The organism is Pseudomonas entomophila L48 (assembly GCF_000026105.1).
Classification (GTDB): domain Bacteria; phylum Pseudomonadota; class Gammaproteobacteria; order Pseudomonadales; family Pseudomonadaceae; genus Aquipseudomonas; species Aquipseudomonas entomophila.
In genome coordinates this window covers 2,002,840-2,024,725 of sequence record NC_008027.1, presented here as the reverse complement: position 1 = coordinate 2,024,725, position 21,886 = coordinate 2,002,840, and the positions used below count along the sequence as shown (strand labels likewise).

23 protein-coding genes are annotated in these 21,886 nt (G+C 66.7%); 9 read left to right on the top strand and 14 right to left on the bottom strand.

Features of this window, described 5'->3' with window-relative positions:
• Positions 1-14: 14 nt before the first annotated feature.
• Both PSEEN_RS09020 and PSEEN_RS09015 read right to left on the bottom strand, forming a co-directional pair.
• The gene (locus PSEEN_RS09020; RefSeq protein ID WP_044487901.1) at positions 15-284 is read right to left on the bottom strand and encodes a hypothetical protein; all 270 of its coding nucleotides are present in this window, start codon (positions 282-284) and stop codon (positions 15-17) included.
• A 101-nt stretch (positions 285-385) separates the two neighbouring features.
• Complete coding sequence (locus tag PSEEN_RS09015; protein ID WP_011533176.1) at positions 386-1,306, bottom strand: LysR family transcriptional regulator; 921 nt, start codon at positions 1,304-1,306, stop codon at positions 386-388.
• Between the two features lie 124 nt (positions 1,307-1,430).
• On the opposite strand from PSEEN_RS09015, the gene PSEEN_RS09010 reads away from it, so the two are divergent.
• Both PSEEN_RS09010 and PSEEN_RS09005 read left to right on the top strand, forming a co-directional pair.
• On the top strand, positions 1,431-2,165 hold the full coding sequence (locus PSEEN_RS09010; protein WP_011533175.1) for an SDR family NAD(P)-dependent oxidoreductase: 735 nt from the start codon (positions 1,431-1,433) through the stop codon (positions 2,163-2,165).
• Positions 2,166-2,183: 18 nt separating this feature from the next.
• A complete protein-coding gene (locus PSEEN_RS09005; protein ID WP_011533174.1) occupies positions 2,184-2,387 on the top strand; it encodes a tautomerase family protein in 204 nt (67 codons plus the stop codon).
• Between the two features lie 76 nt (positions 2,388-2,463).
• Here the strand turns inward: PSEEN_RS09005 and PSEEN_RS09000 are convergent, their stop codons facing one another.
• Positions 2,464-3,357: a LysR family transcriptional regulator gene (locus tag PSEEN_RS09000; protein WP_011533173.1), complete on the bottom strand. Its 894-nt coding sequence runs from the start codon at positions 3,355-3,357 to the stop codon at positions 2,464-2,466.
• 241 nt (positions 3,358-3,598) lie between these two features.
• On the opposite strand from PSEEN_RS09000, the gene argC reads away from it, so the two are divergent.
• Both argC and PSEEN_RS08990 read left to right on the top strand, forming a co-directional pair.
• The gene (argC, locus tag PSEEN_RS08995; protein WP_011533172.1) at positions 3,599-4,525 is read left to right on the top strand and encodes an N-acetyl-gamma-glutamyl-phosphate reductase; all 927 of its coding nucleotides are present in this window, start codon (positions 3,599-3,601) and stop codon (positions 4,523-4,525) included.
• Between the two features lie 176 nt (positions 4,526-4,701).
• The gene (locus tag PSEEN_RS08990; protein ID WP_011533171.1) at positions 4,702-5,388 is read left to right on the top strand and encodes a GNAT family N-acetyltransferase; all 687 of its coding nucleotides are present in this window, start codon (positions 4,702-4,704) and stop codon (positions 5,386-5,388) included.
• A gap of 126 nt (positions 5,389-5,514) precedes the next feature.
• On the opposite strand, the gene PSEEN_RS08985 is transcribed toward PSEEN_RS08990, so the two are convergent.
• The 5 genes from PSEEN_RS08985 to PSEEN_RS08965 are packed head-to-tail and all read right to left on the bottom strand — an operon-like array spanning position 5,515 to position 9,951.
• Positions 5,515-6,270, bottom strand: coding sequence for an ABC transporter permease (locus PSEEN_RS08985; protein ID WP_011533170.1), 756 nt, complete (start codon positions 6,268-6,270; stop codon positions 5,515-5,517).
• Positions 6,270-7,475 (bottom strand): ABC transporter substrate-binding protein, encoded by a 1,206-nt coding sequence (locus PSEEN_RS08980; RefSeq protein ID WP_011533169.1) that lies wholly within the window; start codon positions 7,473-7,475, stop codon positions 6,270-6,272. The genes PSEEN_RS08985 and PSEEN_RS08980 overlap by 1 nt, the downstream gene beginning before the upstream one ends.
• Positions 7,462-8,283: an ABC transporter ATP-binding protein gene (locus tag PSEEN_RS08975; protein WP_011533168.1), complete on the bottom strand. Its 822-nt coding sequence runs from the start codon at positions 8,281-8,283 to the stop codon at positions 7,462-7,464. The genes PSEEN_RS08980 and PSEEN_RS08975 overlap by 14 nt, the downstream gene beginning before the upstream one ends.
• Entirely contained in the window at positions 8,280-9,344 is a 1,065-nt protein-coding gene (locus tag PSEEN_RS08970; RefSeq protein WP_011533167.1) for an acyl-CoA dehydrogenase family protein, read from the bottom strand. Before PSEEN_RS08970 ends, PSEEN_RS08975 begins: the two co-directional genes overlap by 4 nt.
• A gap of 46 nt (positions 9,345-9,390) precedes the next feature.
• Positions 9,391-9,951 carry a carboxymuconolactone decarboxylase family protein gene (locus tag PSEEN_RS08965; protein WP_011533166.1) on the bottom strand — a complete coding sequence of 187 codons (561 nt, stop codon included), beginning with the start codon at positions 9,949-9,951 and terminating at the stop codon, positions 9,391-9,393.
• Between the two features lie 102 nt (positions 9,952-10,053).
• Here PSEEN_RS08965 and PSEEN_RS08960 point away from each other — a divergent pair, with 102 nt between their 5' ends.
• Together PSEEN_RS08960 and zapE are read left to right on the top strand one after the other, a co-directional pair.
• The gene (locus tag PSEEN_RS08960) at positions 10,054-10,965 is read left to right on the top strand and encodes an AraC family transcriptional regulator (protein WP_011533165.1); all 912 of its coding nucleotides are present in this window, start codon (positions 10,054-10,056) and stop codon (positions 10,963-10,965) included.
• Between the two features lie 133 nt (positions 10,966-11,098).
• Positions 11,099-12,172: a cell division protein ZapE gene (gene zapE / locus PSEEN_RS08955; RefSeq protein WP_011533164.1), complete on the top strand. Its 1,074-nt coding sequence runs from the start codon at positions 11,099-11,101 to the stop codon at positions 12,170-12,172.
• Positions 12,173-12,289: 117 nt separating this feature from the next.
• Here the strand turns inward: zapE and PSEEN_RS08950 are convergent, their stop codons facing one another.
• Positions 12,290-14,179, bottom strand: coding sequence for a propionyl-CoA synthetase (locus PSEEN_RS08950; protein ID WP_011533163.1), 1,890 nt, complete (start codon positions 14,177-14,179; stop codon positions 12,290-12,292).
• 154 nt (positions 14,180-14,333) lie between these two features.
• Here PSEEN_RS08950 and PSEEN_RS08945 point away from each other — a divergent pair, with 154 nt between their 5' ends.
• Together PSEEN_RS08945 and PSEEN_RS08940 are read left to right on the top strand one after the other, a co-directional pair.
• Positions 14,334-15,608, top strand: coding sequence for a leucine-rich repeat-containing protein kinase family protein (locus PSEEN_RS08945; RefSeq protein ID WP_011533162.1), 1,275 nt, complete (start codon positions 14,334-14,336; stop codon positions 15,606-15,608).
• Between the two features lie 62 nt (positions 15,609-15,670).
• Positions 15,671-16,537: a LysR family transcriptional regulator gene (locus tag PSEEN_RS08940; RefSeq protein WP_011533161.1), complete on the top strand. Its 867-nt coding sequence runs from the start codon at positions 15,671-15,673 to the stop codon at positions 16,535-16,537.
• Here PSEEN_RS08940 and PSEEN_RS08935 read toward each other — a convergent pair.
• The 5 genes from PSEEN_RS08935 to PSEEN_RS08915 form a co-directional block, all read right to left on the bottom strand.
• Entirely contained in the window at positions 16,511-17,668 is a 1,158-nt protein-coding gene (locus tag PSEEN_RS08935) for an HPP family protein (RefSeq protein ID WP_011533160.1), read from the bottom strand. The two genes, PSEEN_RS08940 and PSEEN_RS08935, sit on opposite strands and share 27 nt — an antisense overlap.
• A 302-nt stretch (positions 17,669-17,970) precedes the next feature.
• On the bottom strand, positions 17,971-19,287 hold the full coding sequence (locus PSEEN_RS08930) for a sensor histidine kinase (protein WP_011533159.1): 1,317 nt from the start codon (positions 19,285-19,287) through the stop codon (positions 17,971-17,973).
• Positions 19,284-19,952 (bottom strand): response regulator transcription factor, encoded by a 669-nt coding sequence (locus tag PSEEN_RS08925; RefSeq protein ID WP_011533158.1) that lies wholly within the window; start codon positions 19,950-19,952, stop codon positions 19,284-19,286. Before PSEEN_RS08925 ends, PSEEN_RS08930 begins: the two co-directional genes overlap by 4 nt.
• A complete protein-coding gene (locus tag PSEEN_RS08920; RefSeq protein ID WP_011533157.1) occupies positions 19,953-20,267 on the bottom strand; it encodes a PepSY domain-containing protein in 315 nt (104 codons plus the stop codon). It lies immediately after the preceding gene.
• Positions 20,267-20,575: a PepSY domain-containing protein gene (locus PSEEN_RS08915; protein ID WP_011533156.1), complete on the bottom strand. Its 309-nt coding sequence runs from the start codon at positions 20,573-20,575 to the stop codon at positions 20,267-20,269. The genes PSEEN_RS08920 and PSEEN_RS08915 overlap by 1 nt, the downstream gene beginning before the upstream one ends.
• Before the next feature lie 226 nt (positions 20,576-20,801).
• Between PSEEN_RS08915 and PSEEN_RS08910 the strand changes: the two genes are divergently transcribed.
• Positions 20,802-21,881 (top strand): patatin-like phospholipase family protein, encoded by a 1,080-nt coding sequence (locus PSEEN_RS08910; protein WP_011533155.1) that lies wholly within the window; start codon positions 20,802-20,804, stop codon positions 21,879-21,881.
• The last annotated feature ends 5 nt before the right edge of the window (positions 21,882-21,886 follow it).

The window sequence follows — 21,886 nt, the reverse complement described above, 5'->3', positions numbered from 1 at the left end:
GAAATTACCGCCGGCTACTTGCCGCGGGCCTTGTTGTAGATGGTCTTGGCGCGGTCGGCCGAACTCGAGCAGGTCGCCATGTCACCCTTGGCCTGGGCGGCCTTGGCCTGCTTGAGCAACTCGTGGTAGTCGTGGGCCATGCCGCCATGCAGCGCCTGGCCATCGCTCTTGCTGATGTACTCGAGGTCCTTGATCTTGGCGTCGCAGTTGGTCGCCGCGCTGTCTTCTGCGTGGGCGGCGAAACTGAGCACGGACGCGATCACAAGCAGTGTCATGGATTTCATGGAGCGTTCTCCTGGGAAATGACCGGACTGCCGGGATGAGCGCCGGCCGGGTCGCCGACGCAGCAACAAGAATAGTCAGCCAGGGCACGGCCGGCGGGGCTTCAGCCCAACGGTCGGGCCACCGCGGCCACCAGGAAGTCGATGAACACCCGCACTTTCAGAGGCATGTGCCGGGCCTGGGGGTAGACCAGCATGAACGGCCTCGACGTCCCCCCGTAGTCGCCCAGCACCTCCACCAGCTCGCCGCTGGCCAAGGCATCCTGCACAGTGAAGCGGTAGGCCTGCATCAGGCCGCCACCGTGCCTGGCCAAGGTGCTGGTGGCGAGAAAGTCGCCCAGGCAAGTGAGCCCGCCCTGGGTGTCGATCTCCACCACTTGCCCGTCCTGACGAAAGCTCCAGGGGGGGCGACGGCCGCTGCTGGGCATCTCGAACTGGATGCAGTCATGCTCGGCCAGGTCGGCAGGTGTGCGTGGCACGCCCTTGCGCGCCAGATAGCCCGGCGTGCCGACGATGACCAGCTCAGCGTCCTCCAGGCGCCGGGCCACCAGGCGCGAATCCGCTGGGGCACGCCCCCGGATGGCCAGGTCGAACGGTTCCTCGGCGAAATCGACGTTGCGGTTGCTGACGTGCACATCCACCTGGACCTGGGTATAGCGCTCACGAAAACGCGGCAGCAACGGCAGCAGGCGGTGATGGGCATAGGGGGTCGGCGCGCTGATGCGCAGGCGACCACTGGGCTCGAGCTGCCCGCCCGCCACCTGGCGCTCGGCCTCGACCAGTTGCCCCAGGGCCTGGCGGCATTGCTGGTAGTACGCCTGCCCGGCCTCGCTCAGGCGCATCTGGCGCGTGGTGCGCACGAACAGGCGCACACCCAGGCGCTCCTCCAGGCGCGCCACGGAACGGCTTACCGCTGCGGGCGTGACGCCAGCCTGCGTGGCCGCCTCGGTAAAGCTGCCGGCGTCGGCGGCAAGGCAGAACAGTTCCAGGCTGCCCAGTTGCAGGTCATCGAAATGGCGGGTCATGGCAGCCTTATTGATTACACGATGTATCGATTGAAATGCCATGCGCCTCATTTTTCAAGCTCGTGTTGCAACTTAAAGTGATCCCACACCGAGCTTGCGGCTCAACTACCTGGAGATCACCTTCATGAGCACCCCACGCACCGTCATCATCACCGGCGCTTCCAGCGGCCTTGGCTTCGCCCTCGCCCAAGCCTTCCTCGAACGCGGCGACAACGTGGTCGGCAACGCCCGCACCGAGGCGCGCCTGAACGAAGCCGCCGCTCGCCTTGGCAACCCGGCGAACTTCGTCGGCGTGGCGGGCGACATCGCCGAGAAGGCCACCGCCGAACGCCTGTTCGCCACCGCCCAGGCAGCCTTTGGCCGGGTCGACATTCTGGTCAACAACGCCGGCATCTTCATTCCCAAGCCGGTGACCGACTACACCGAGGCCGATGTCGATGCCCTGGTCGGCACCAACCTCAAAGGCTTCTTCTACCCCGCCCAAGCGGCGGCACGGGTCATGAAGCAACAAGGGCACGGGCACATCATCGCCATCACCGCATCGGTGGCCCTGCAACCGGATACCCGCGTCCCGGCGTTGTTGCCGGTGCTGGTCAAGGGCGGCCTCAACCAGGCTGTCAAGGGCCTGGCCCTGGAACTGGCGGCCAGCGGCGTGCAGGTCAATGCCGTGGCACCGGGGATCATCGAGACTCCACTGCACGGTGGCCAGGTCGAAGGGCTCGGAGCGCTGTCGCCCAGCGGTCGGGTCGGCAAGCCCGAGGATGTGGTGGATGCCGTGCTGTACCTGACCGACGCACGCTTCGTCAGCGGCGTCATCCTGCCCGTGGACGGCGGCAGCACCGCTGGCACCTGGCACTGAGCGAAGGAGGATACGACCATGCCTTATGTCCATATCCGCGTGACCGATGAGGGCGTCAGTGCCGAGCACAAGCGCCTGCTGATCGAAGGCACGACACAGTTGCTGGAACGGGTGCTGAACAAGCCGCCGGCCAGCACGTTCGTGGTGATCGAAGAGGTGCCCACCGACAACTGGGGAGTGGGCGGCGAGACGGTCACGGCGCTGCGCAACCGATCGACGTAGGAGCCGGCTTGCCGGCGAACCCGGGTTGCGATGAGCCTTTGATTGGTGTGATGCCGTTCGCCAGCAAGGCTGGCTCCTACAGGTGACGGGCCATGCTCAGCGTCTGCAGTGCAGCCAGCACATGGCCCGTCGCCCGTTCCACTTCGCCCTGGCGGCAGGCGATCCCCAACTGCCGCCACAACCCCGGCCGCAACGGCCGCTGCGCGATCCGCGGGTTGTGCTGTTGCACCTCGCCCTCCTGGGGCAGCAACGTCGCCCCGTACCCTGCCGCCACCAGGCTCTTGATCGCATCGTTGTAGTTCAGTTCGATGCGCGGCTCGGGGTACAGCCCGGCAGCCGCGAACCACTCCGACGTCACCCGCGACAACTGCGTGGTGCTGTCGTTGAGGATCAACGCCCGCCCGGCCAGCCAGCCCGGCGTGACCCGCGCCGGCGGCCGCCAGTCGGCGGGCACGTAGGCCATGATCGGGTCGCGTCGCCAGGGGGTGACTTTCAGGCCCTTGCCCGCCACCTGCGGCAACGCCACCAGGCCAATGTCCAGGGTGCCCTCGCGCAGGCGCGCCAGGGAAGCTTGCGAGGTGAGCACCTGCACTTGCACGTCGATCCCCGGGTGATCCACGCGCAAGGCTTCCAGGGCCTGGGGCAGCAAGTGGGCGATGGCACCGGTCGAAGCACCGAGGCGCACCCGGCCGGTCAGGCCTTCTACCTGCCGGCGCACCTCGTCCAGCGCCTGCTCGGCGTCTGTCAGCAAGCGCCGGGCGCGGGCCAGCAACGTCTCGCCGACGGCAGTGGGCCGCACTTGGCCGCGGGTACGGGAGAGCAAGGGCGCCCCGATCCGTGCCTCCAGTTCGGCGACATGCAGGCTGATGGTCGGCGGCGCCAGATTCAGCTGGCGGGCGGCGTCGGCGAACGAGCCGAGGTCGGCGATCACCACCAGGGTGCGCAGGCGGTCGAGGCTGATTTCTCTCATGGGGTCTTGCCTATCGGGTATGACACCGTCCTCTGTAGGAGCGGCTTCAGCCGCGATCACCCGCGAAGCGGGTATCAGACACCGCGTCGCCTGCATCGCGGCTGAAGCCGCTCCTACAGAGGATTGGGCCGGCTTCAAGATTGTTCATGTTTTCTGAATTTGAACATCATGATATTCAAATTTTCTTTCGTCCAGTCGCAGGCGAGGATATTGCCATTCCCCTCCCCTACGGACACCCACCATGCACCAGCCCCTCGTTTTCATCGACGGCGACCAAGGCACCACCGGCCTGCAGATCCACGCCCGCCTCAACGGCCGCCAGGACCTGCGCCTGCTCACCCTGCCCGACGCCGACCGCAAGGACCCGGCGCGCCGCGCCGAGGCCATCAACAGCGCCGACATCGCCCTGCTCTGCCTGCCCGATGACGCGGCCCGCGACGCCGTGGCAACGATCCACAACCCGGCGGTACGGGTGATCGACGCCAGTTCCGCCCACCGTACCAGCCCAGGCTGGATCTACGGTTTGCCAGAGCTGAACGATCAGCAGGCCGAGCGCATCGCCCAGGCCAAGCGGGTGAGCAACCCCGGCTGCTACCCCACCGGCGCCATCGCCTTGCTGCACCCACTGGTCAAGGCCGGGCTGCTGCCGGCGGACTACCCGCTGAGCATCCACGCCATCTCCGGCTATTCCGGTGGCGGCCGCGCCGCAGTCGAGCGCCATGAACAGCCCAGCGAAGGCTACCTGCCGACGCTGCAGTTGTATGGCCTGGAGCTGGCGCACAAGCATGTGCCGGAGATCCAGCAGCACGCCGGGCTCAGCGCCCGCCCGGTGTTCGTGCCGGGTTACGGCGCCTACCGCCAGGGCATCGTGCTGAGCATTTCGCTGCAGTTGCGCCTGCTTGCGGGTGTTGCCGTCGAACAGTTACAGGCCTGCCTGGAGCAGCACTACCAGGGCGCCCGCCATGTGCAGGTCATGCCGCTGCACCAGCACGGCCCGGCCACCGCGCTGGACCCGCAGGCGCTGAACGACAGCAACGACCTGCGCCTGGGCCTGTATGCCAACCCCGAGCATGGCCAGGTGCTGCTGACCGCCGTGTTCGACAATTTGGGCAAGGGCGCCTCGGGTGCTGCGGTACAGAACCTCGACCTGATGCTCGCCGCCCTGTAGGAGCCAGCTTGCTGGCGAACGATGCCAGGTACGATCCAGAGTCTGCGTGGGGCCCGGTTCGCCAGCAAGCTGGCTCCTACCAGTACACAGTAAGCGGCATGCTGCAACAACGGTTAGACTGGGCACCCGCGTCGGTGTGACGCGGGTGTTCATGTCCAACCGGAGCCCTGCCCGCGATGTTCATCCTCCGCCGCCTCGACGGCGTGCCGCCCGAATCCTTCCAGAACCAGATCCGCCAGCTGGTGATCGACCATGTCGGCCAGCTCAGCAGTGTCGCCATCAGCGCGGACAACCCGCTCTACCCGCTGTACCAGTACGGCGTGGGGCTGGAGGTGCACCAATACCTGATGGCCCTGGACGGCACCCGTGGCCTGGCCGTGGAGCTGACCCTGGCGCTGGACGCCGAGGCCCCGGACCAACTGCTGGGCTTCGCCCTGGCGTTACCGGCCCAAGACAACCCGCAAGCCTGTGCCCTGGCCTATCTTGCCGTGGATTCACGCCATCGCCGCCAAGGCATCGCTCGCGCGCTGCTGGACGACCTGCGCGCGCGTTACGGCTGTGTCGAACTGAGCGCCTTCGCCGTACAGGTACCGTGGTTCGAAGCCATGGGCCTGCAAGTGGTGGCCAGCGCCGGGCCGCAGGTGCTGATGAGCAGCACCGGGCATGCCAGCGGGGCGTTGATCGGACGGCTGGATATCGCGCCGATCTACCAGACTGTCGAAGTGCGGCAGATCCATGCGTACCTGCTCAAGCAGCAGGGTGAGGACGCGATGGTGGAGGCGGAGCGGCTGCGCGACGAGCGGCTGGATGAGTTGGCGGAACAGGCCAGGGCTTGCGTGAAGCAACGGCTTACCCGGCATTGAGGCTCGCCGGCAGGTTTGCCTCGACCTCTGTAGGAGCGGCTTCAGCCGCGATCACCCGCAAAGCGGGTGCCAGACACCACAGTGCCTGCATCGCGGCTGAAGCCGCTCCTACAGCGAACAGGTCGCTCAGGCATGTACCCAACGCCGGTGCAGCCCGCGTGCCAGCGCATCGAGCATGAAGCCAAGCACACCGATCAACAGCACCATCGCCATCAGCTCGGAATACGCCAGCCGGTCCCGGGTATCGAGAATGAAGTAACCCAGCCCCGCGCTCACCCCGAGCATCTCGCACGGCACCAGCACGATCCACAGGATACCGATGGCCAGGCGCACCCCGGTCAGCACATGGCCGATCACCCCGGGAACGATCACCTTGCACAAGGTCTCCCAGCGCGTGGCACTCAGGCTGCGGCTCAGCTGCAACCAGCGCGGGTCGAGCTGGCGCACCCCCGCCGCGGTGTTGAGCAGGATCGGCCACAGCGCGGCAAAGGCCAGCAGGAAGTAGATCGGCTGGTCGCCCACACCCATCAACATCACCACCACCGGCATCCACGACAGCGGCGAAATCATGCGCAGGAACTGGAACGCCGGCGTGGTCGCGGCCTCCAGGTGCCGGTAGCTGCCGACCAGCAAGCCCAGCGGCACACCGATCAGCAGCGCCAGCACCAGGCCGACGAGGATGCGTTTGAGGCTCACCCAGACATGCCCGTACACCTCGCCCTGCCCCAGCAACTCCACCAGACTCTGCAGCGTGGCCTGGGGCGAGAAGCGCGCGGACAACCCATCGGCTTCGCCGAACACCCGCACCCCCAGCCACCACAGCAACAACAGCGCCGCAAGGCCGGCTAGGCCCAGGGCGCCATGTACGACGTGCTTGCGCATCAGACCGCGAACTCCTCGCTACGCTCGAAGTTCTCGGCGATACCGAAGGTCGCCGGGCCACCGACGGCAGCGATGGCGTTGCGCACGAAGCGGTCGTCGACCAGGTCGCGGGCGGTATGGGCCGGGTCCAGATTGGCGAGGAAGCCGTTCTCGCCTTCGATCAGCGTGTGCTTCAGGCGCTTGACCAGTTCCTCGGTGTAGCTGGGGTACGGGTACGGCTGGAAGTCGATGCGTTTTTCATCCCACTGCTGGTGCTGGATGGCGCCGCTGGCGATATAGCCCGCGCGATCGTCGACAGACGGTGCCAGCACCCGGGTGAGCACCGCCGGCTCGTGTGGGGTGTATTTGTTGGGGCCGGCCTTGGACAGCAACGCGGCCGCCTCGGCGCGGTGCTCGCGGGTCCATTGCTGGGCCTTGACGATGGCATTGACCACCTTCTGCGACCACTCGGGGCGGTTGTTGAGGTCGTGCTCATGCATGAACACCACGCAGCAGGCATGGTTGCGCCAGACATCGCCGGTGAAACGCTGCACGCGACCGACCTTGAGGTTCTCGGCCAACGCATTGAACGGCTCGGCGACGATGTAGCCGGCGATGCGCTTGCTGGCCAGGGCCGGTGGCATGTCGGAGGGCGGCAGCACCAGCAGGTTGACTTCGTTGGCGGCCAGCTGCGCGGTGGCGGGCTTGGACACCGCCTTGAGGCCGTTGTCGGCGAGCATCTGCTGCAACACCACGTTGTGGATCGAGTACCAGAACGGAATGGCCACGGTCTTGCCACCGAGCTGCTTCATGTCGGTGATGTCCGGCGCCACGGTCAGGCCCGAGCCACCGACGTGGTTCCACGCCACGACCTTGGCCGGCACCTTGCTGCCGTAGCGCGCCCACACGGTCATCGGCGACAGCAGGTGGATGACGTTGACCTGGCCGGAGATGAATGCCTCGATCACCTGGGCCCAACTGCGCAGCAGCACCGGGCGCTCGGCCTTGATGCCTTCGGCCTCGAACAGGCCGTTGTTGTGCGCCACCAGCAGCGGCGTGGCGTCGGTGATCGGCAGGTAACCGATGCGCACCGGCGCATCCGGTTCGGCGGCGGCGCGGGCCTGCAGGCTGGACAGCAACGGCACTGCGCCGGCGGCGGTGAGCATGGCGCTCAACTTGAGGAAATCGCGACGGGACGTCGAGGAACAGCAGTCATCCATGCACATGGACAGCCTCCGAGGGCAAGGGGGATGGGGTGGGTTCGGCTACGCGGCTTGCCCGCCGTAGGGTTTTCAGGATGTCGATACGCAGGGCGCCCAGCTCCTCTACCCGCTGTGCGCGCGGCTGCGGCAGGTCGATGCGCCACTGGCCGAGGGTGCGCGCCGGGTGGTCGCCCAGTAGCAACACGCGATCGGACAACAACAGGGCCTCGTCGATGTCGTGGGTGATCAGCACGGCGGCGGTATTGTGGGTGGCGATCAGTTGCAACAGCAGTTGCTGCATGTCGGCACGGGTCACCTCGTCCAGCGCACCGAACGGTTCGTCGAGCAGCAACACTTCGGGCTGGCGCGCCAGGCAGCGGGCCAGCGCGGTGCGCTGGGCCATGCCACCGGACAACTGGGCGGGGTACTGAGTGCGCGCATGGGCCAGGCCGACGGCTTCGATGGCATGGTCGATCCGCGCGCGGCGCTCGCTGCTCGACAGCTTGGGTTGACGGGCAAAGTCGAGGCCGAAGGCGACGTTCTTTTCCAGGCTGAGCCAGGGCAGCAGGCTCGGGTCCTGGAACGCCACCGCCAGGCGCGGGTGTGGCCCCTGCAATGCCTCGCCATGCAACGTGACGACGCCGCCACGCGGTTGCTGCAAACCCGCCAGCACCCGCAGCAGGCTGGACTTGCCCACCCCGCTGGGGCCGAGAATAGTGACAACTTCGCCAGCGGCCAGGGTCAGGTCGAACTGCGCCAGCACCGCCTGCCAGCCACCCTCGCGAGGGTAGCCCAGGCTGATGTCCCGGGCTTCGAGCAACGCATCACTCATGCCGTGGCCGCCTGGCGCTGCAACTCGGCGCGCAGTTGCACCAGGCTCGGGGTGACGATTGGCACGAACGCCGACTCGCGCCAGCGACGGGCGAACCCTTCGCCATAGGCGGTCAGGTAAGCCTTGCCACCGCTGGCCTGCAGTTCCAGCTGCACGGCGTCGGCGGCGCTTTCAGCAAGGGTGATGCGCAGCTTGAACAGGGCGGCCGGCTGCTTGAGGAAGCGGCCGTCGAGCAGGCCCTGCTTCAATTCACCGACGGTGTTCTCCAGGCGCTCCTTGAGCACCAGGCTGGCCTCCTCGAGGAACGAGCCACGACCTTGCAGGTGCTCCTGTACCTCATCCAGTGCGCGTCGGGCCAGGCCGATGGCCATGCCGCACTGCAGCGCGAGGAACGCCGGGCGCACCTTGGGCAGGAACTCGCGGGCATTGTCATGCAGCAGCCAGTCGCGGGCCAGTTCCACCTGGTGGAAGGCCAGTGCGGCGGTGTTGCTCGATTGCAGCCCCATCAGTTGCAGATCGTCGGAACGTTCCAGGCCTTGGGCGGTGGACGGAATCGCGACCACGAACGGTGCGCCACCGGCATCGTCCTCGATGGCCGCAGCCACCACGAAGCCGCATTTGCGCAGGTTGGTCACCCAGTGCAGGCGGCCTTCCAGGGTCCAGCCGTGCGTCTCGGGCCGACCGCGCACCTGCAGGGCCTCGATGCCGGACAGGAACTTCATGGCATTGGACAACCCCGTGGCGCCGGCCAGCTCGCCCTTGAGCAGGTCGGGGATCAAGCGCTCGCGCAGGGGCTGGTTGGGGCTTTGCAACAGGTATTCGATGAAGGCGCGCTGCCCCCAGCAGACGAAGGCCGCGGCCAACGAGCGGCTGGCGATGGCGGCAATGGCTTCCACCGCCTCGGTGACGTCGCCACCCGAGCCGCCCAGGGCTGGGTCGACGCCGACGCGCAGCAGTTGCGACTCGGCGATGTGCGCCAGGACCAGGTGCGGGTCGCAGCGGCCCTGGTCGATGGCTTCGGCATTGGCATCCAGCCAGTGGCGAAATGCGGAATCAAGCATGTCCCTACTCCTTTGAAACGCCGGCCACGCCGGCACCGGGCGTGGTTTACGCCGAAGGCTGCCAGCGGTACTTGCCCAGCTCGTCGTTGAGCGGCGTCTGGGCGAACACATTAGCAAAGTTGCACAGGGTTGCGAGGCTCACGCCGAGGATCACTTCCAGGGCGTTGCCTTCGGTAAAACCAGCGTCGCGGAAGGCCTGGTAGGTAGCATCGCTGACGTTGCCGCGGGTGGCGATCACTTCACGGGCGAACTCGGCCAGGGTCTCGAAGCGGGCATCCGGCAACTCGCCACGGGCGCGCAGCGCATCGACCACCTCTTGCGGCAGCTTGGCCTTGTTCAGCGCCACGGCGGTGTGGCCAGCCACGCAGAAGTCGCAACCGTGTTTGGTGGCGGCAATCAACTGCACCACTTCGCGCTCGGCCAGGGTCAGCTCGGACTTGCCGTTGAGCGCCGACACCGTGACATAGGTTTCCAGGGCGGCCGGGGCGTTGGCGAGGATGCCCAGCAGGTTGGGAATGAAGCCGGAGTTCTTCTGCGCGCTCTCAAGGAACGGACGTGCGGCTTCCGGAGCGGTCTGCAGGCTGTGTAGAGTGATGCGCGCGGACATGGAGTGGTCTCCTTTGATGTAGGTCGCTACAGTCTGTTGGTTATAAGAAGTAGCATCCATATTCATCAGTCGCCTTTCCTTGCTCCAGAGTCCTTGCATTAGATGATTTCATCCAGCCACCTCGTCGATTGGTTATTAGAAGGCCTGGAGCTCGACGCCAGCCTGTTTCATGTCGGCCGCTACTGCGGCGGCTGGCATGCCAGCACCCAGGGCATGGGCCGGGCCAGTTTCCACCTGGTGGTGCAGGGGCATTGCTGGCTGCACATCGATGGCCAGCCCGAGGCGCTGCGGCTGGAAAGTGGCGACGCGGTATTCCTGCTGCGTGACCTGGGCTATCGACTGTCCAGTGACCGCAACGCAACCGATGCCTGCGCCCAGCCGCGCCAGACGATGCAGGGGCTGGATCTGGACGCGGGTGATGGCGTGGGGCTGGTGTGCGGGTTCTTCCATTTCCAGACGGGGTTGTCGACGTTGATCGTCGAGGGACTGCCGGGCTGGATCCTGCTGCGTGCCGGGGACCCGGCCGGGAGCGCCGCGCGGGCGCTGTTCGAGCTGATCCTGGAGGAGTGCCGGCGTGCGCCGCAGCCGTCGGCGACCTTGCTCGAACGGCTCACCCACCTGCTGTTCCTCTATGTGCTGCGCCAGCAGGTACATGGCGAACAGTCGCTTGGCGGCTTGGTCGCCCTCGCCCGCCAACCGGCCTTCGCCGGGTTGCTGGAGCAGATGATCGAAGCGCCTGGGCAGGCCTGGACGCTGGAGAACATGGCGGCCTGCGCGGGGCTCTCACGCTCGGCGTTCTTCAAGCGCTTCAACGAGTTGGCCGGGCAGTCACCGGGGCAGGTGCTGCTGGCGCTACGCATGCGCCATGCCTGCCAGCTGCTCAAGGCGGGGAATACCGTCGAGCAGGTGGGGGCGCAGGTGGGGTATCAATCGGTGGCTGCGTTTACGCGGGCGTTTGCCAAGGCGGTGGGGGTGCAACCGGGCGCTTACCGCAGGCAGCGCAATGAGCCGTGATGGACGCAAAGGCTGAAACGGGCCGCCTACCTATCGCATTTCACGATCATTGCCCGGCATATTCTCGATTGGTCAAAATGCCCGCGCTCGCGCAAGCTGCGCCCTGCCCGTACCTGCTCGAGGAACCTGCCCCTTGTCCACCTGGCGTCCCGCTCCACTGCGCCACCTCAGCCAGCGCCTGCGCAGCGAATCCGCCGTGAACAGCGCGCTGCCGGGCTACTTCCAGCAAAAGGCGATCGAGCGTGGCTACACCCTGAGCGACAGCCAGAGCCGGGTGATCGAGGCCATGGCCCGCACACTGGCCACGCTCGAAACGGATCAACCGCGCAGCCTGTACCTGCATGGCGCGGTGGGGCGCGGCAAGAGCTGGCTGCTCGACGGCTTCTTCCAGGCGGTGCCCACCCCCGCCAAGCGACGCCTGCATTTCCATGACTTCTTCGCTCGCCTGCACCAGGGCATGCACCGCCACCGGGCGCTGGACGATGCGCTGGGGGCGACGCTCGACACGTTGCTGGGCGATTGCCAGGTGCTGTGCTTCGATGAGTTCCATGTACACGATATCGGCGATGCCATGCTCCTCACCCGGCTGTTCAGCGCCCTGTTCCAGCGCGGCGTGCTCCTGCTGATGACCTCCAACTATGCCCCCGAAGGGCTGCTGCCCAACCCGCTGTACCACGAACGTTTCCTGCCGGTGATCCGCCTGATCAACAGCCGCATGCAGGTACTGGAAGTCGGGGGCGACACGGATTTTCGCAGCTTGCCGGCCAACCGTGAACACCAGCGCTTCACCCAGGGGTATTTCGTATGGCCGGGCACCGCGCAACAGCGCCAGGCGCTGGCGCTACCGACAACGTCGCCATGCGTGCTGGACATCAACAAGCGACCGCTGCGCGCCCTGGCCAGCGAAGATCGGCAGGTGATGTTCGCCTTCGACGACCTGTGCGAGCAGCCCACCGCAGTGATCGACTACCTGGTACTGGCCGAACGTTACGATCACTGGATCATCGATGGCCTGGACGACCTGGCCGAGTGCTCGCTCGCCGCGCAGCAGCGGTTCGTCAATCTGGTGGATGTGTTGTATGACCAGGACCGCCAGGTGACAGTGATCAGCCAGCGGCCGCTGGAGCAGAGCCTTGGCGGGGCGCTCGCCGATTTGATGCGCACACGAAGCCGACTGGGGCAGTTGCATCGGATTGGCCCGGCCTGAGGCCATCCCTGTAGGAGCGGCTTCAGCCGCGATGCAGGCATCCCGGTGCCCGGCACCCGCCTCGCGGGTGATCGCGGCTGAAGCCGCTCCTACAGAGGTTGTATCAGGTCGAGGGGTTCAGCCCGCCCGGGGCAAATCCGCCAGCACCCCTTCGATCTCCCCCAGCACCGTCGGGTCGTCCAGGGTCGAGGGCGCAACATAGTCCTGCCCGTCGGCAATCTTGCGCAGCACCGCCCGCAGGATCTTGCCCGAGCGGGTCTTGGGCAGGCGCTTGACCAGCCGCACGCGGTTGAAGCACGCCAGGGCGCCGATCTGCTCACGCACGCTGGCCACCAACTCGCCCTGCAACTGTGCCTCACCGATGCCCTGCCCGTCCTTGAGCACCACCAGCGCCAGCGGCACCTGCCCCTTGATTTCGTCATGCACGCCGATTACCGCGCATTCGGCCACCGCCGCATGACGCGCCACCAGGTCCTCCATCTCGCCGGTGGACAGGCGATGGCCGGAGACGTTTATCACGTCGTCGGTACGGCCCATGATGTAGACGAAGCCGTCGTCATCCAGGTAGCCACCGTCACCGGTGTGGTAATAGCCTGGATAGCTGCGCAAGTAAGCCTCCAGATAGCGCGGGTGATCGCCCCACAGGGTCTGGCTGCAACCGGGCGGCAAGGGCAAGGCGATCACTATGGCGCCCTGCTGGTTGGGCCCAAGCGGCTTGCCCTCGTCGTCCAGCACCTGCACGTTGTAACCCGGCACCGCACGGTTGCTGGACCCCGGTCGGGCGGCACTGCCCTGCAGCCCCACGCAAGGCGCGGTCACCGGCCAACCGGTCTCGGTCTGCCACCAATGGTCGTGCACCGGCTTGCCGCTAACCCGCTCCAACCATTCATGGGTACTGGAATCGAGCTTCTCGCCCGCCAGGAACAGCTGGCGCAGCGACCCCAGGTCGTGACGGTGGATCAGCTCACCGTCCGGGTCTTCCTTGCGGATCGCACGCATCGCGGTGGGCGCGCAGAACAGGCCATTGACCTTGTACTGTTCCACCACCCGCCAATAGGCCGAGGCGTCCGGGGTGCGGATCGGCTTGCCTTCGTAGAACACCGTGGTGCAGCCGCTCATCAGCGGCCCGTAGACGATCAGCGAATGGCCGACCACCCAGCCCACATCGGAAATCCCCCACCACACATCGCCCGCCTGCATGCCATAGACGTGGCGCATGGCATAGCACAGGGCCACCGCGTTGCCGCCATTCTCGCGCACGATGCCCTTGGGTTTGCCGGTGGTGCCGGAGGTGTACATGATGTACAGCGGGTCGCCCGCGTCCAGCGCCACAGGGGTGACCGGCGCGGCGCCCGACAATGCCTGTTCCCAGTCCAGGTCGCGGCCGGCTTGCAGCTCGGCCCTGGCCTGGGGCCGTTGCAGCACCAGCACCTGCCGGGGCTGGTGCCGGGCCAGTTGCAGGGCGCGATCGACCAGCGGCTTGTATTCGATGACCCGGTCGAACTCCAGCCCGCACGAGGCCGTGAGCAACAACGTCGGCCGCGCATCGTCGATGCGCAGGGCCAGTTCGTTGGCGGCAAAGCCACCAAACACCACCGAGTGCACCGCGCCGATTCGCGCGCAGGCGAGCATGGCCATGGCCGCCTGCGGCACCATGGGCATGTAGATGATCACCCCATCACCCTTGCTCACACCCAGCGAGCGTAGCAGGCCAGCCAGGCGCGCGACTTCGTCCCGCAGTTGGTTGTAGGTGAAGGTCTGTTGCACGCCGGTCACCGGCGAGTCGTAGATCAGCGCCAACTGCTCGCCACGGCCCTGCTCGATCTGATGGTCGAGGGCCAGGTGGCAACTGTTCAACCGGCCGTCGGCAAACCAGCGGTGGGTACCGTCGGGGTTTTCCTGCAAGGTGAGCGAGGGCTTGCGGTGCCAGGCCAGCTGTTCGGCCTGGGCTTGCCAGAAGGCGGCGGGATCGCTGATGGAGTGGGCGTAGCTGTGCTGGTAGGTCATTGGTTCACAACCCGGTACTTGTTGTTATAGAAGGGCGAACTTCGAGTATGGACCGCTGCCTGGAGCCTGCCATTTGACTTAAGTCGCAACCCATATGCAGATTTGCAGCAGCCATCTGGCTAGAATGGCCGCCCGCCGATTCCAGACCCGCTCCATGCACAACCTCGACGACCTTCGCGCCGGCCGCCTGCGCGGCATCACCCGCCTTGACCTTGAGTTGGGGCTGAGCGAATTCCCCCGCGAAATCTTCACGCTGGCCGACAGCCTGGAGGTGCTCAACCTCAGCAACAACGACCTGAGCGAATTGCCGGACGACTTGCATCGGCTGACGCGACTGAAGGTGCTGTTTTGCTCCGGCAATCGCTTCATTGAGCTACCAACGGCGCTGGGACGTTGCGCGACCCTCGAAACGGTGGGCTTTCGCGACAACCAGATCCAGCTCGTCACCGCGCAGGCGCTGCCTGCCAGCCTGCGGGCACTGATCCTCACCGAGAACGCCCTGGAAACACTGCCGGATGCCTTGGGCGACTGCGCCAGGCTGCAAAAGCTGATGCTCGCCGGCAACCGCCTCAGCGCCCTGCCCGAGGGCCTCGCCCGTTGCGAACGGCTCGAGCTGCTGCGCATCGCCAGCAACTGCCTGCCCGCCCTGCCCGACTGGCTGCTGCGCATGCCCAGCCTGGCCTGGCTGGCCTATGCCGACAACCCGATGCCCGTGGGCTTCGTCGCGCCCGCCGAAGAGGGGCACTGCCCACGGATCGCCTGGCATGCCATTCACCTTGAACAGGTACTGGGCCAGGGTGCCTCCGGTGTGATCCACCGCGCCACCTGCCAAGGCCAGGATGCGCCGATGGCGGTCAAGCTGTACAAGGGCGCACTCACCAGCGATGGCTCGCCCCTGGCGGAAATGAGCGCCTGCATCGCTGCCGGCGATCATCCCAACCTGGTGCGCCTGGCCGGCCGCATCGATGATCATCCACAACAGCTGCCCGCCCTGGTGATGCACCTGATCGCCCCGCACTGGCGCAACCTTGCCGGGCCACCCAGCCTCGACAGCTGCACCCGCGACCGCTATGCCGATACGTTCACGTTGCCCCTGGGCAACGTGCGACGCCTGGCTTCCGGTATCGCCTCGGTGTGCGCGCACCTGCACGGGCGCGGCCTGTGCCATGGCGACCTGTATGCACACAACATCCTCTTCGACGAAGACGGCCAATGTCTGCTGGGCGATTTCGGCGCGGCGTCGTTCCATCCCCGGTCTCAGGCCCTTGAGCGCCTCGAAGTCCGCGCCTTTGGCATCCTGCTGGAAGAGTTGCTGGCGCATTGCCCGGAAAGCGACAAGATGTTGCATACATTGGCCAGGCGTTGCCAGCACCCCGACGTGGCTGAACGACCGCTGTTCAACGAAGTGGTGGAAAGGCTGTCGGCCTGATTGCCCGCCCCATTTCGGGGCAAAGGCTCTAGAATGGATGCCCCTCCCCCCTAGAGCCCGCCATGGACATCGATCAGGCCCGTACCTTCCTGGAAATCGTTCGCTGCGGCAGCCTGGTGGCCGCCGCCGAGCGCCTGTTCGTGTCGCAGACCGCCATCACCGCCCGCGTGCAGCGCCTGGAGCAGCAACTGGGCTGCCAGCTGTTCGTACGCAGCCGCAGCGGCGCCAGCCTGACCGCCGACGGCGAGGCGTTCGTCAGCTACGCCAACCAGCTGGTGCAGACCTGGGAGGCCGCGCGCCGCGACCTGCCGTTGCCCCAGGGCTGCCAGCAAGTGCTGCATGTGGGCGGCGAGGTGAGCCTGGGCAACCCGATGATGCTCGACTGGGTCAGCGCTCTGCACCAGGAGATGCCCAACCATGCCATTCGCAGCGAAGTCAGCGACGGCGAGTCACTGTTGCGCAAGGTCGAGATGGGCCTGCTGGATGCCGCGCTGGTGTACCAGCCGACCTATGGCCCGGGCCTGCAGGTGGAGCAGTTGATGGAGGAAAAGCTGATCCGCATCCGCCGGGTCGATCGGCCCGAGCCGTATGTCTACATCGACTGGGGCGCCGCCTTCCGCCGCCGCCACGACGCCGCCCTGCCCGACCTGGCGCGCGCGGCGCTGAGTTTCAACCTCGGGCCACTGGCGCTGCAGTTCATCCTCGACCGTGGCGGCAGTGGCTACTTCCGTACCCGCGTGGTGCAGGCCTATTTGCAGAACGGGGTGTTCGAGCGGGTGCCCCAGGCGCCGGAGTTCACCTACCCGACCTACCTGGTGTATGCCCGCGAGCGTGACAGCGCTGCCCTGCAACAAGCCTTCGCCCTCCTGCGCCGGCTGGTCGCGGCTGGCGAAAGCGACTGGTCACAACGCTGGGACCCGCTGATCTGAGCCCTGCGCGGCGGCCGTGAGCAGGTGCCGCTTGAGGCCGGCGATCAGGTCGGTCTGGGTGATCACGCCGACCAGACGCTCGCCGTCCAGCACCGGCAGGCAGTGCCGGCCCTGTTCGCCGAGCAAGGGCAACAGGCGTTCCAGCGGGTGCCGCGGGGTAACGCTGAGCACCTGGCGGTTCATCACCTGCTCCACGCGCATGGGCTGGCGCCGCAACAGGTTGCGCCAGCGGATGCGCCCACGCGCCATGGCCGCGTCGAGCAGATCGGCGACACCGACGAGGCCCACCAGGCGCCCCTCGTCCAGCACCGGCAGGGTCTGCAGGTGATGGCTGGCCAGCAGCTTCCAGGCCTGCTCCAGGGTCATGCCCGGCGTGGCCACCTGCACATCGCGGGACATCACCGCCCCGGCATCGATGCCGTCCAGGCTGCGCCGCAAGGCATGCTGCTCGGTGGCCAGGACAATGCGTTCGAGCTCGTCGCGGGTGACATCGACGAACTCGCCGATCTCCGCCAGGGCCAGGTCGAGGTCGGCGCTGCTGATACCGACCCGTTCGCTGGGCAGTGGGTCGCGGGTGTGGTGCAGGTCCTTGCGCGGCACCGTGCCCTTGGGGTAGCGCACACCCGTGAGGCGGTTGTAGAGCACCGCCACGGCGACCAGCACCAAGGCGTTGAGCAGCACGGGCTCAAGCAGATGGTCGCCCAGCGCCACCAGCCCCGGGTCGGCCAGCACCGCGCTCACGGCCACGCCACCCCCGGGCGGGTGCAGGCAACGCAGCAGGCACATCAGCAGGATCGCGATGCCCAGCGCAGCCGCCGCCACCCACAGCCCGTCACCGAAACCCTGGCGCATGGCCAACCCCACGACACCGGCCAGGGCATAGCTGCCCAACACCGGCCAGGGCTGGGCCAAGGGCCCGGAGTGCGCGGCGAACACCAGGACCGCCGAGGCCGCCAGCGGGCCGAGCAGGTGCAGGGCGATGGAAGGACCGTAGGCCAGGCTGCACAGGTAGCCAGCGAGGAACAGGCCAAGCAGTGCGCCGATACCGGCGCGCAGCCATTCTTTGGGGGGGATGTTCAAGGGCGCCGGGAGCAGGCGTTGCAAGCGGATTTCGGGACGCGAGGCAGGCATCGGGGTGTTCGGGTCGTATTCTTCTGATTAAAAAGAAAGCCCAGCGCGACCGGCCTGGGCCCTGTGTTGCGCAATGCAGTGGCGCAAGGGGCTCCGTCCATGGAGAGATGGAAACCGGAGGGTTTCATGGCAGCGGATTTTGCCGGGCAGTTGCCGGGACGGCCAATTCAAAAAACTGCGGCTGAACTGCAATTTTTTTGCAGGGTTGATCCGCCCCCCTGTAGGAGCGGCTTCAGCCGCGATCACCCGCGCAGCGGGTGCCACACACCAGCGGGGTGCCGGTATCGCGGCTGAAGCCGCTCCTACAGAGCACCCTTGCGTGGCAATTCGATACTGACCCGCAAGCCGCCCTGCGGGCTTTCCAGCAACATGATTTGCCCACCCCAGGCCTCGACGATATCGCGCACGATCCCAAGCCCCAGGCCGTGGCCGTCCACCTGCTCATCCAGCCGCGAACCCCGCTCGAGCACCTGCAAGCGCTGCGCCTCAGGAATACCGGGACCGTCGTCATCGACCCATAACTGATACCCCGCTGCAGTCGATGCCATGCCCAACCGCACCTCGCTGTCGGCCCACTTGCAGGCGTTGTCCAGCAGGTTGCCGAGCAGCTCCAGGAGGTCTTCGCGGTCCCAGGGCAACAGCAGGCCCGGCGGCACGTCGCGCTCAAGCAGCAAGCCTTCGCCATGGATCATGCCCAGGGTGGCCAGCAACCCCGGCAGCTCGGCGTCGCAATCGAACTGCGCGCCGGGCAACGCATCCCCGGCCAGGCGTGCACGGTTGAGCTCGCGGGCCAGGCGCTGTTGGATCTGCTCCAGTTGCTCGCGCATCTGTGTGCGCACGTCGGCCTGCAAACGGTCACTCGACGCCAGGCTGAGCAGCACCGCCAGCGGCGTTTTCAGCGCATGCCCCAGGTTGCCCAGGGCATTGCGCGAACGGCGCAGGCTGTCTTCGGTGTGCGCCAGCAGATGGTTGATCTGGTCGACCAGCGGCTGCAGCTCGCTGGGCACCTCGGCATCCAGTTGCGAACGCTGCCCCTGCTGCAACTGGGCGATCTGCCGGCGCGCCCGCTCCAGCGGGCGCAACGAGCGGGTCACGGTGAGGCGCTGCAGCACCAGCACCAGCAGCAGCGCCACCAGGCCCATGCCCAGGCCGATCTGCTGCAGGCGCCGGAAGCCTTCGCGCACGGGGGAATAATCCTGGGCGACGCTGATAGAAATATCCTGCCCCAGGCGCCGGTAATCACCGCGATAGGCCAACAACTGCTGACCTTCCGGGCCCAGTTCATGGCCATCGTCCAAACCCGGCTTGCCAGGCTTGGGCATGTCCAGGTCCCACAACGAGCGTGAGCGCCAGGTGCCCTGGTCGAAATCGATGCGGAAGTAATAACCCGAGAACGGCCGCTGGTACGCCGAAGAGATGCGCCGCTCGTCCAGCTGCAAACCGGACGGCCCGCGCACCAGCGCCACCAGCAGGTTTTCGCTTTCCTGGCGCAGGCCGGTTTCCAGGTAACGCTGCAGGCCAGCCTCGAACAGCCACAGGGTCAGTTGCGCCAACGCCACGCCCACCACCACCAGTACCGCTACCAGCCCCAGGCTAAGGCGCGCCTGGATCGACTTCACGCAGCACTCCCAGCGTACACGTAGCCCTGGCCGCGGCGGGTCTCGATCACGCTGCGCCCAAGCTTGCGCCGCAGGTGGTTGACGTGCACTTCGAGCACGTTGGAATCACGCTCGGTCTCGCCATCGTAGAGGTGCTCAGCCAGGTGGCTCTTGGACAGCACCTGGCCCGGGTGCAGCATGAAGTAGCGCAACAGGCGGAACTCGGCAGCGGTCAACTGAATATCGACACCCTCGCGGCTGACGCACTGACGCGACTCGTCCAGGTGCAGGCCGGCGGCCTCCAGCCTGGGCTGGTTGGCCAGCCCCTTGGCGCGGCGCAGCAGGGCCTGGATGCGCAGTTGAAGCTCTTCCGGGTGGAAGGGTTTGGTCAGGTAGTCATCGGCACCGGCCTTGAGGCCTTCGATGCGCTCGGCCCAGGAACCGCGCGCGGTCAGGATCAGCACAGGCGTGGCCAGGTTCGCCGCACGCCATTGCGCCAGCACCTCTAGCCCCGGCAGGCCAGGCAGGCCAAGGTCGAGCACGATCAGGTCATAGGGTTCGCTCTGGCCCTGGTACACCGCGTCGCGGCCATCGGCCAGCCAGTCCACGGCATAACCCTGGCGCTGCAACGTGGCCGTCAGTTCGTCGGCCAGAGGCACATTGTCTTCGACCAGCAGCAGGCGCATTCAGTCATCTTCCTCATCTTTGAGCAGCGCGCCCGTGCGCGCGTCGAGCTTGATCTCGCGCACCACGCCTTCGGGGGTCAGCAGCTCGACTTCGTATTCGTAGCGCTCGTGCTTCTCTTCCAGCTCCGCCTCCAGCAGGCGCGCCCCGGGGTAACGCCCCAGGGCGGCCTCGAGCAGTTGCTCGAGTGGCAGGATGATGCCTTGCTGGCGCAGCGCCAGGGCCTCGTCCTGGTCCAGGTCGCGGGCGGCGGCCAGCGAACAGACGGCCATCAGGACCAGGGCCAGGTAGCGCGCCGTTCGCGGTAACTCACGCATCAGTTGTCTCGCGCATCCTTCAGTACTTCACCGGTCTTGGCGTCCAGGTCGACGTCCCACTCGACGTTCTGTGCGTCACGCAGTTCGACCTTGTAGATGTAGCGGCCGTATTCGTCCTCGAGCTCGCTGTCGGTGACGGTGGCGCCCGGGTGCTTGGCCACGGCGGCGGCCTTCAGCTCGTCCAGCGACTTGATGGTCTTGGCGTTGACCAGCTTGACCACTTCATCGGGCTGTACGTCCTTGGCGAAGGCGGCGTTGGCAGCGAAAGCGAGGGTGGCGGCGGTGAACAGGGCAGTCAAAGTTTTCATGGGGTCACTCCATCGGGGTGTGCAAGTTGTCTACGGGATCAAGACTAACCGGGGGTCCTTAACTCAACCTGAAAACAGCTGGCCGCATGATAGCGCAGTTGGCTGGCGGGCCTGTACCGGCCTCATCGCGGATGAATCCGCTCCTACAGGGCGCGTAGGAGCGGATTCATCCGCGATGGGCCATCTGCCCCTATAATGAGCCGCCTGTATTGCTCGAGACCCTGCCATGAGCGCCATCCACGTCAAGTACCCCGCCCTGACCTTCAAGGCCGGCCAGCGAGCGCTGCGGCAGATCCGCGAGCGCGGCCTGCGGGCGGCCGATGTCGGTGTGCTACCGGGCGCGGCAGGCGGCCCCAAGCCACTGGGCATCCAGGGCCTGGACCTGGCTTTGTTCGGTGAATGGCTGCCGTCGGCGCCACGCCAGCGCGCGCTGATCGGTGCTTCGATTGGCTCCTGGCGCTTCGCCAGCGCCTGCCTCGATGACCCGGTCGCCGGCCTGCGCCGCCTCGGCGAGCTGTACACCGAGCAGGACTTCGCCAAGGGCGTGACACCCAAAGAGATCAGCCAGAGCAGCCAGCGCATGCTCGACGACCTGCTGCAAGGCCGCGACGGGCAGATCCTCGCCAACCCGTACTACCGCCTGAACGTCCTGGTGGTGAAGAGCCATGGCCAGCTGGCCCACGACCACCGCGGCCGCCTCGGCATGGGCCTGGGCTCGGTGATCGCCAGTAACCTGCTGGGGCGCGAGCGCCTTGGCCGGCACTTCGAAAGGGTCATCCTGCATGATGACCGCGAGGCGCCGCCGCTGGAGGCGCTCACCGACTTCCCCACGCGCCACCTGCCGCTGGACCTGGCCAACCTGCGCCACGCCCTGCTCGCCTCGGGCTCGATCCCGATGGTCATGGAAGGGGTGCGCGACATTCCCGGCGCGGGCACCGGCACCTACCGCGACGGCGGCCTGCTCGACTACCACCTGGACCTGCCCTACCGCGGCGACGACCTGGTGCTCTACCCGCACTTCACTGACAAGGTGGTGCCCGGCTGGTTCGACAAGGCCCTGCCTTGGCGCAAGGGCGACGCCACGCGCCTGCGCAACGTGCTGCTGCTGACGCCCTCGCCGCAGTACCTCGCCGCCCTGCCCTACGGCAAGCTGCCCGACCGCAACGACTTCAAGCGCTTCATGGGCGATGCCCCCAGCCGCAAGCGCTACTGGTACCAGGCCATCGCCGAAAGCCAGCGCCTGGGTGACGAGCTGCTGGAACTGATCGCCACCGGGCGGTTGCAGGATCGCCTGCAAGCCTTGTAGCGGGC

Bases quoted from the DNA above. Each gene is read 5' to 3' on its own strand.
- PSEEN_RS09015 (WP_011533176.1), bottom strand. From the start codon at position 1,306: ATGACCCGCCATTTCGATGACCTGCAACTGGGCAGCCTGGAACTGTTC.
- PSEEN_RS08965 (WP_011533166.1), bottom strand. From the start codon at position 9,951: ATGTCCGCGCGCATCACTCTACACAGCCTGCAGACCGCTCCGGAAGCC.
- PSEEN_RS09020 (WP_044487901.1), bottom strand. From the start codon at position 284: ATGAAATCCATGACACTGCTTGTGATCGCGTCCGTGCTCAGTTTCGCC.
- PSEEN_RS08990 (WP_011533171.1), top strand. From the start codon at position 4,702: ATGTTCATCCTCCGCCGCCTCGACGGCGTGCCGCCCGAATCCTTCCAG.
- PSEEN_RS09005 (WP_011533174.1), top strand. From the start codon at position 2,184: ATGCCTTATGTCCATATCCGCGTGACCGATGAGGGCGTCAGTGCCGAG.
- PSEEN_RS08975 (WP_011533168.1), bottom strand. From the start codon at position 8,283: ATGAGTGATGCGTTGCTCGAAGCCCGGGACATCAGCCTGGGCTACCCT.
- PSEEN_RS09010 (WP_011533175.1), top strand. From the start codon at position 1,431: ATGAGCACCCCACGCACCGTCATCATCACCGGCGCTTCCAGCGGCCTT.
- PSEEN_RS08960 (WP_011533165.1), top strand. From the start codon at position 10,054: ATGATTTCATCCAGCCACCTCGTCGATTGGTTATTAGAAGGCCTGGAG.
- PSEEN_RS08940 (WP_011533161.1), top strand. From the start codon at position 15,671: ATGGACATCGATCAGGCCCGTACCTTCCTGGAAATCGTTCGCTGCGGC.
- PSEEN_RS08985 (WP_011533170.1), bottom strand. From the start codon at position 6,270: ATGCGCAAGCACGTCGTACATGGCGCCCTGGGCCTAGCCGGCCTTGCG.
- PSEEN_RS08945 (WP_011533162.1), top strand. From the start codon at position 14,334: ATGCACAACCTCGACGACCTTCGCGCCGGCCGCCTGCGCGGCATCACC.
- argC (WP_011533172.1), top strand. From the start codon at position 3,599: ATGCACCAGCCCCTCGTTTTCATCGACGGCGACCAAGGCACCACCGGC.
- PSEEN_RS08920 (WP_011533157.1), bottom strand. From the start codon at position 20,267: ATGCGTGAGTTACCGCGAACGGCGCGCTACCTGGCCCTGGTCCTGATG.
- PSEEN_RS09000 (WP_011533173.1), bottom strand. From the start codon at position 3,357: ATGAGAGAAATCAGCCTCGACCGCCTGCGCACCCTGGTGGTGATCGCC.
- PSEEN_RS08980 (WP_011533169.1), bottom strand. From the start codon at position 7,475: ATGTGCATGGATGACTGCTGTTCCTCGACGTCCCGTCGCGATTTCCTC.
- PSEEN_RS08970 (WP_011533167.1), bottom strand. From the start codon at position 9,344: ATGCTTGATTCCGCATTTCGCCACTGGCTGGATGCCAATGCCGAAGCC.
- PSEEN_RS08950 (WP_011533163.1), bottom strand. From the start codon at position 14,179: ATGACCTACCAGCACAGCTACGCCCACTCCATCAGCGATCCCGCCGCC.
- PSEEN_RS08925 (WP_011533158.1), bottom strand. From the start codon at position 19,952: ATGCGCCTGCTGCTGGTCGAAGACAATGTGCCTCTGGCCGACGAACTG.
- PSEEN_RS08915 (WP_011533156.1), bottom strand. From the start codon at position 20,575: ATGAAAACTTTGACTGCCCTGTTCACCGCCGCCACCCTCGCTTTCGCT.
- PSEEN_RS08910 (WP_011533155.1), top strand. From the start codon at position 20,802: ATGAGCGCCATCCACGTCAAGTACCCCGCCCTGACCTTCAAGGCCGGC.
- PSEEN_RS08935 (WP_011533160.1), bottom strand. From the start codon at position 17,668: ATGCCTGCCTCGCGTCCCGAAATCCGCTTGCAACGCCTGCTCCCGGCG.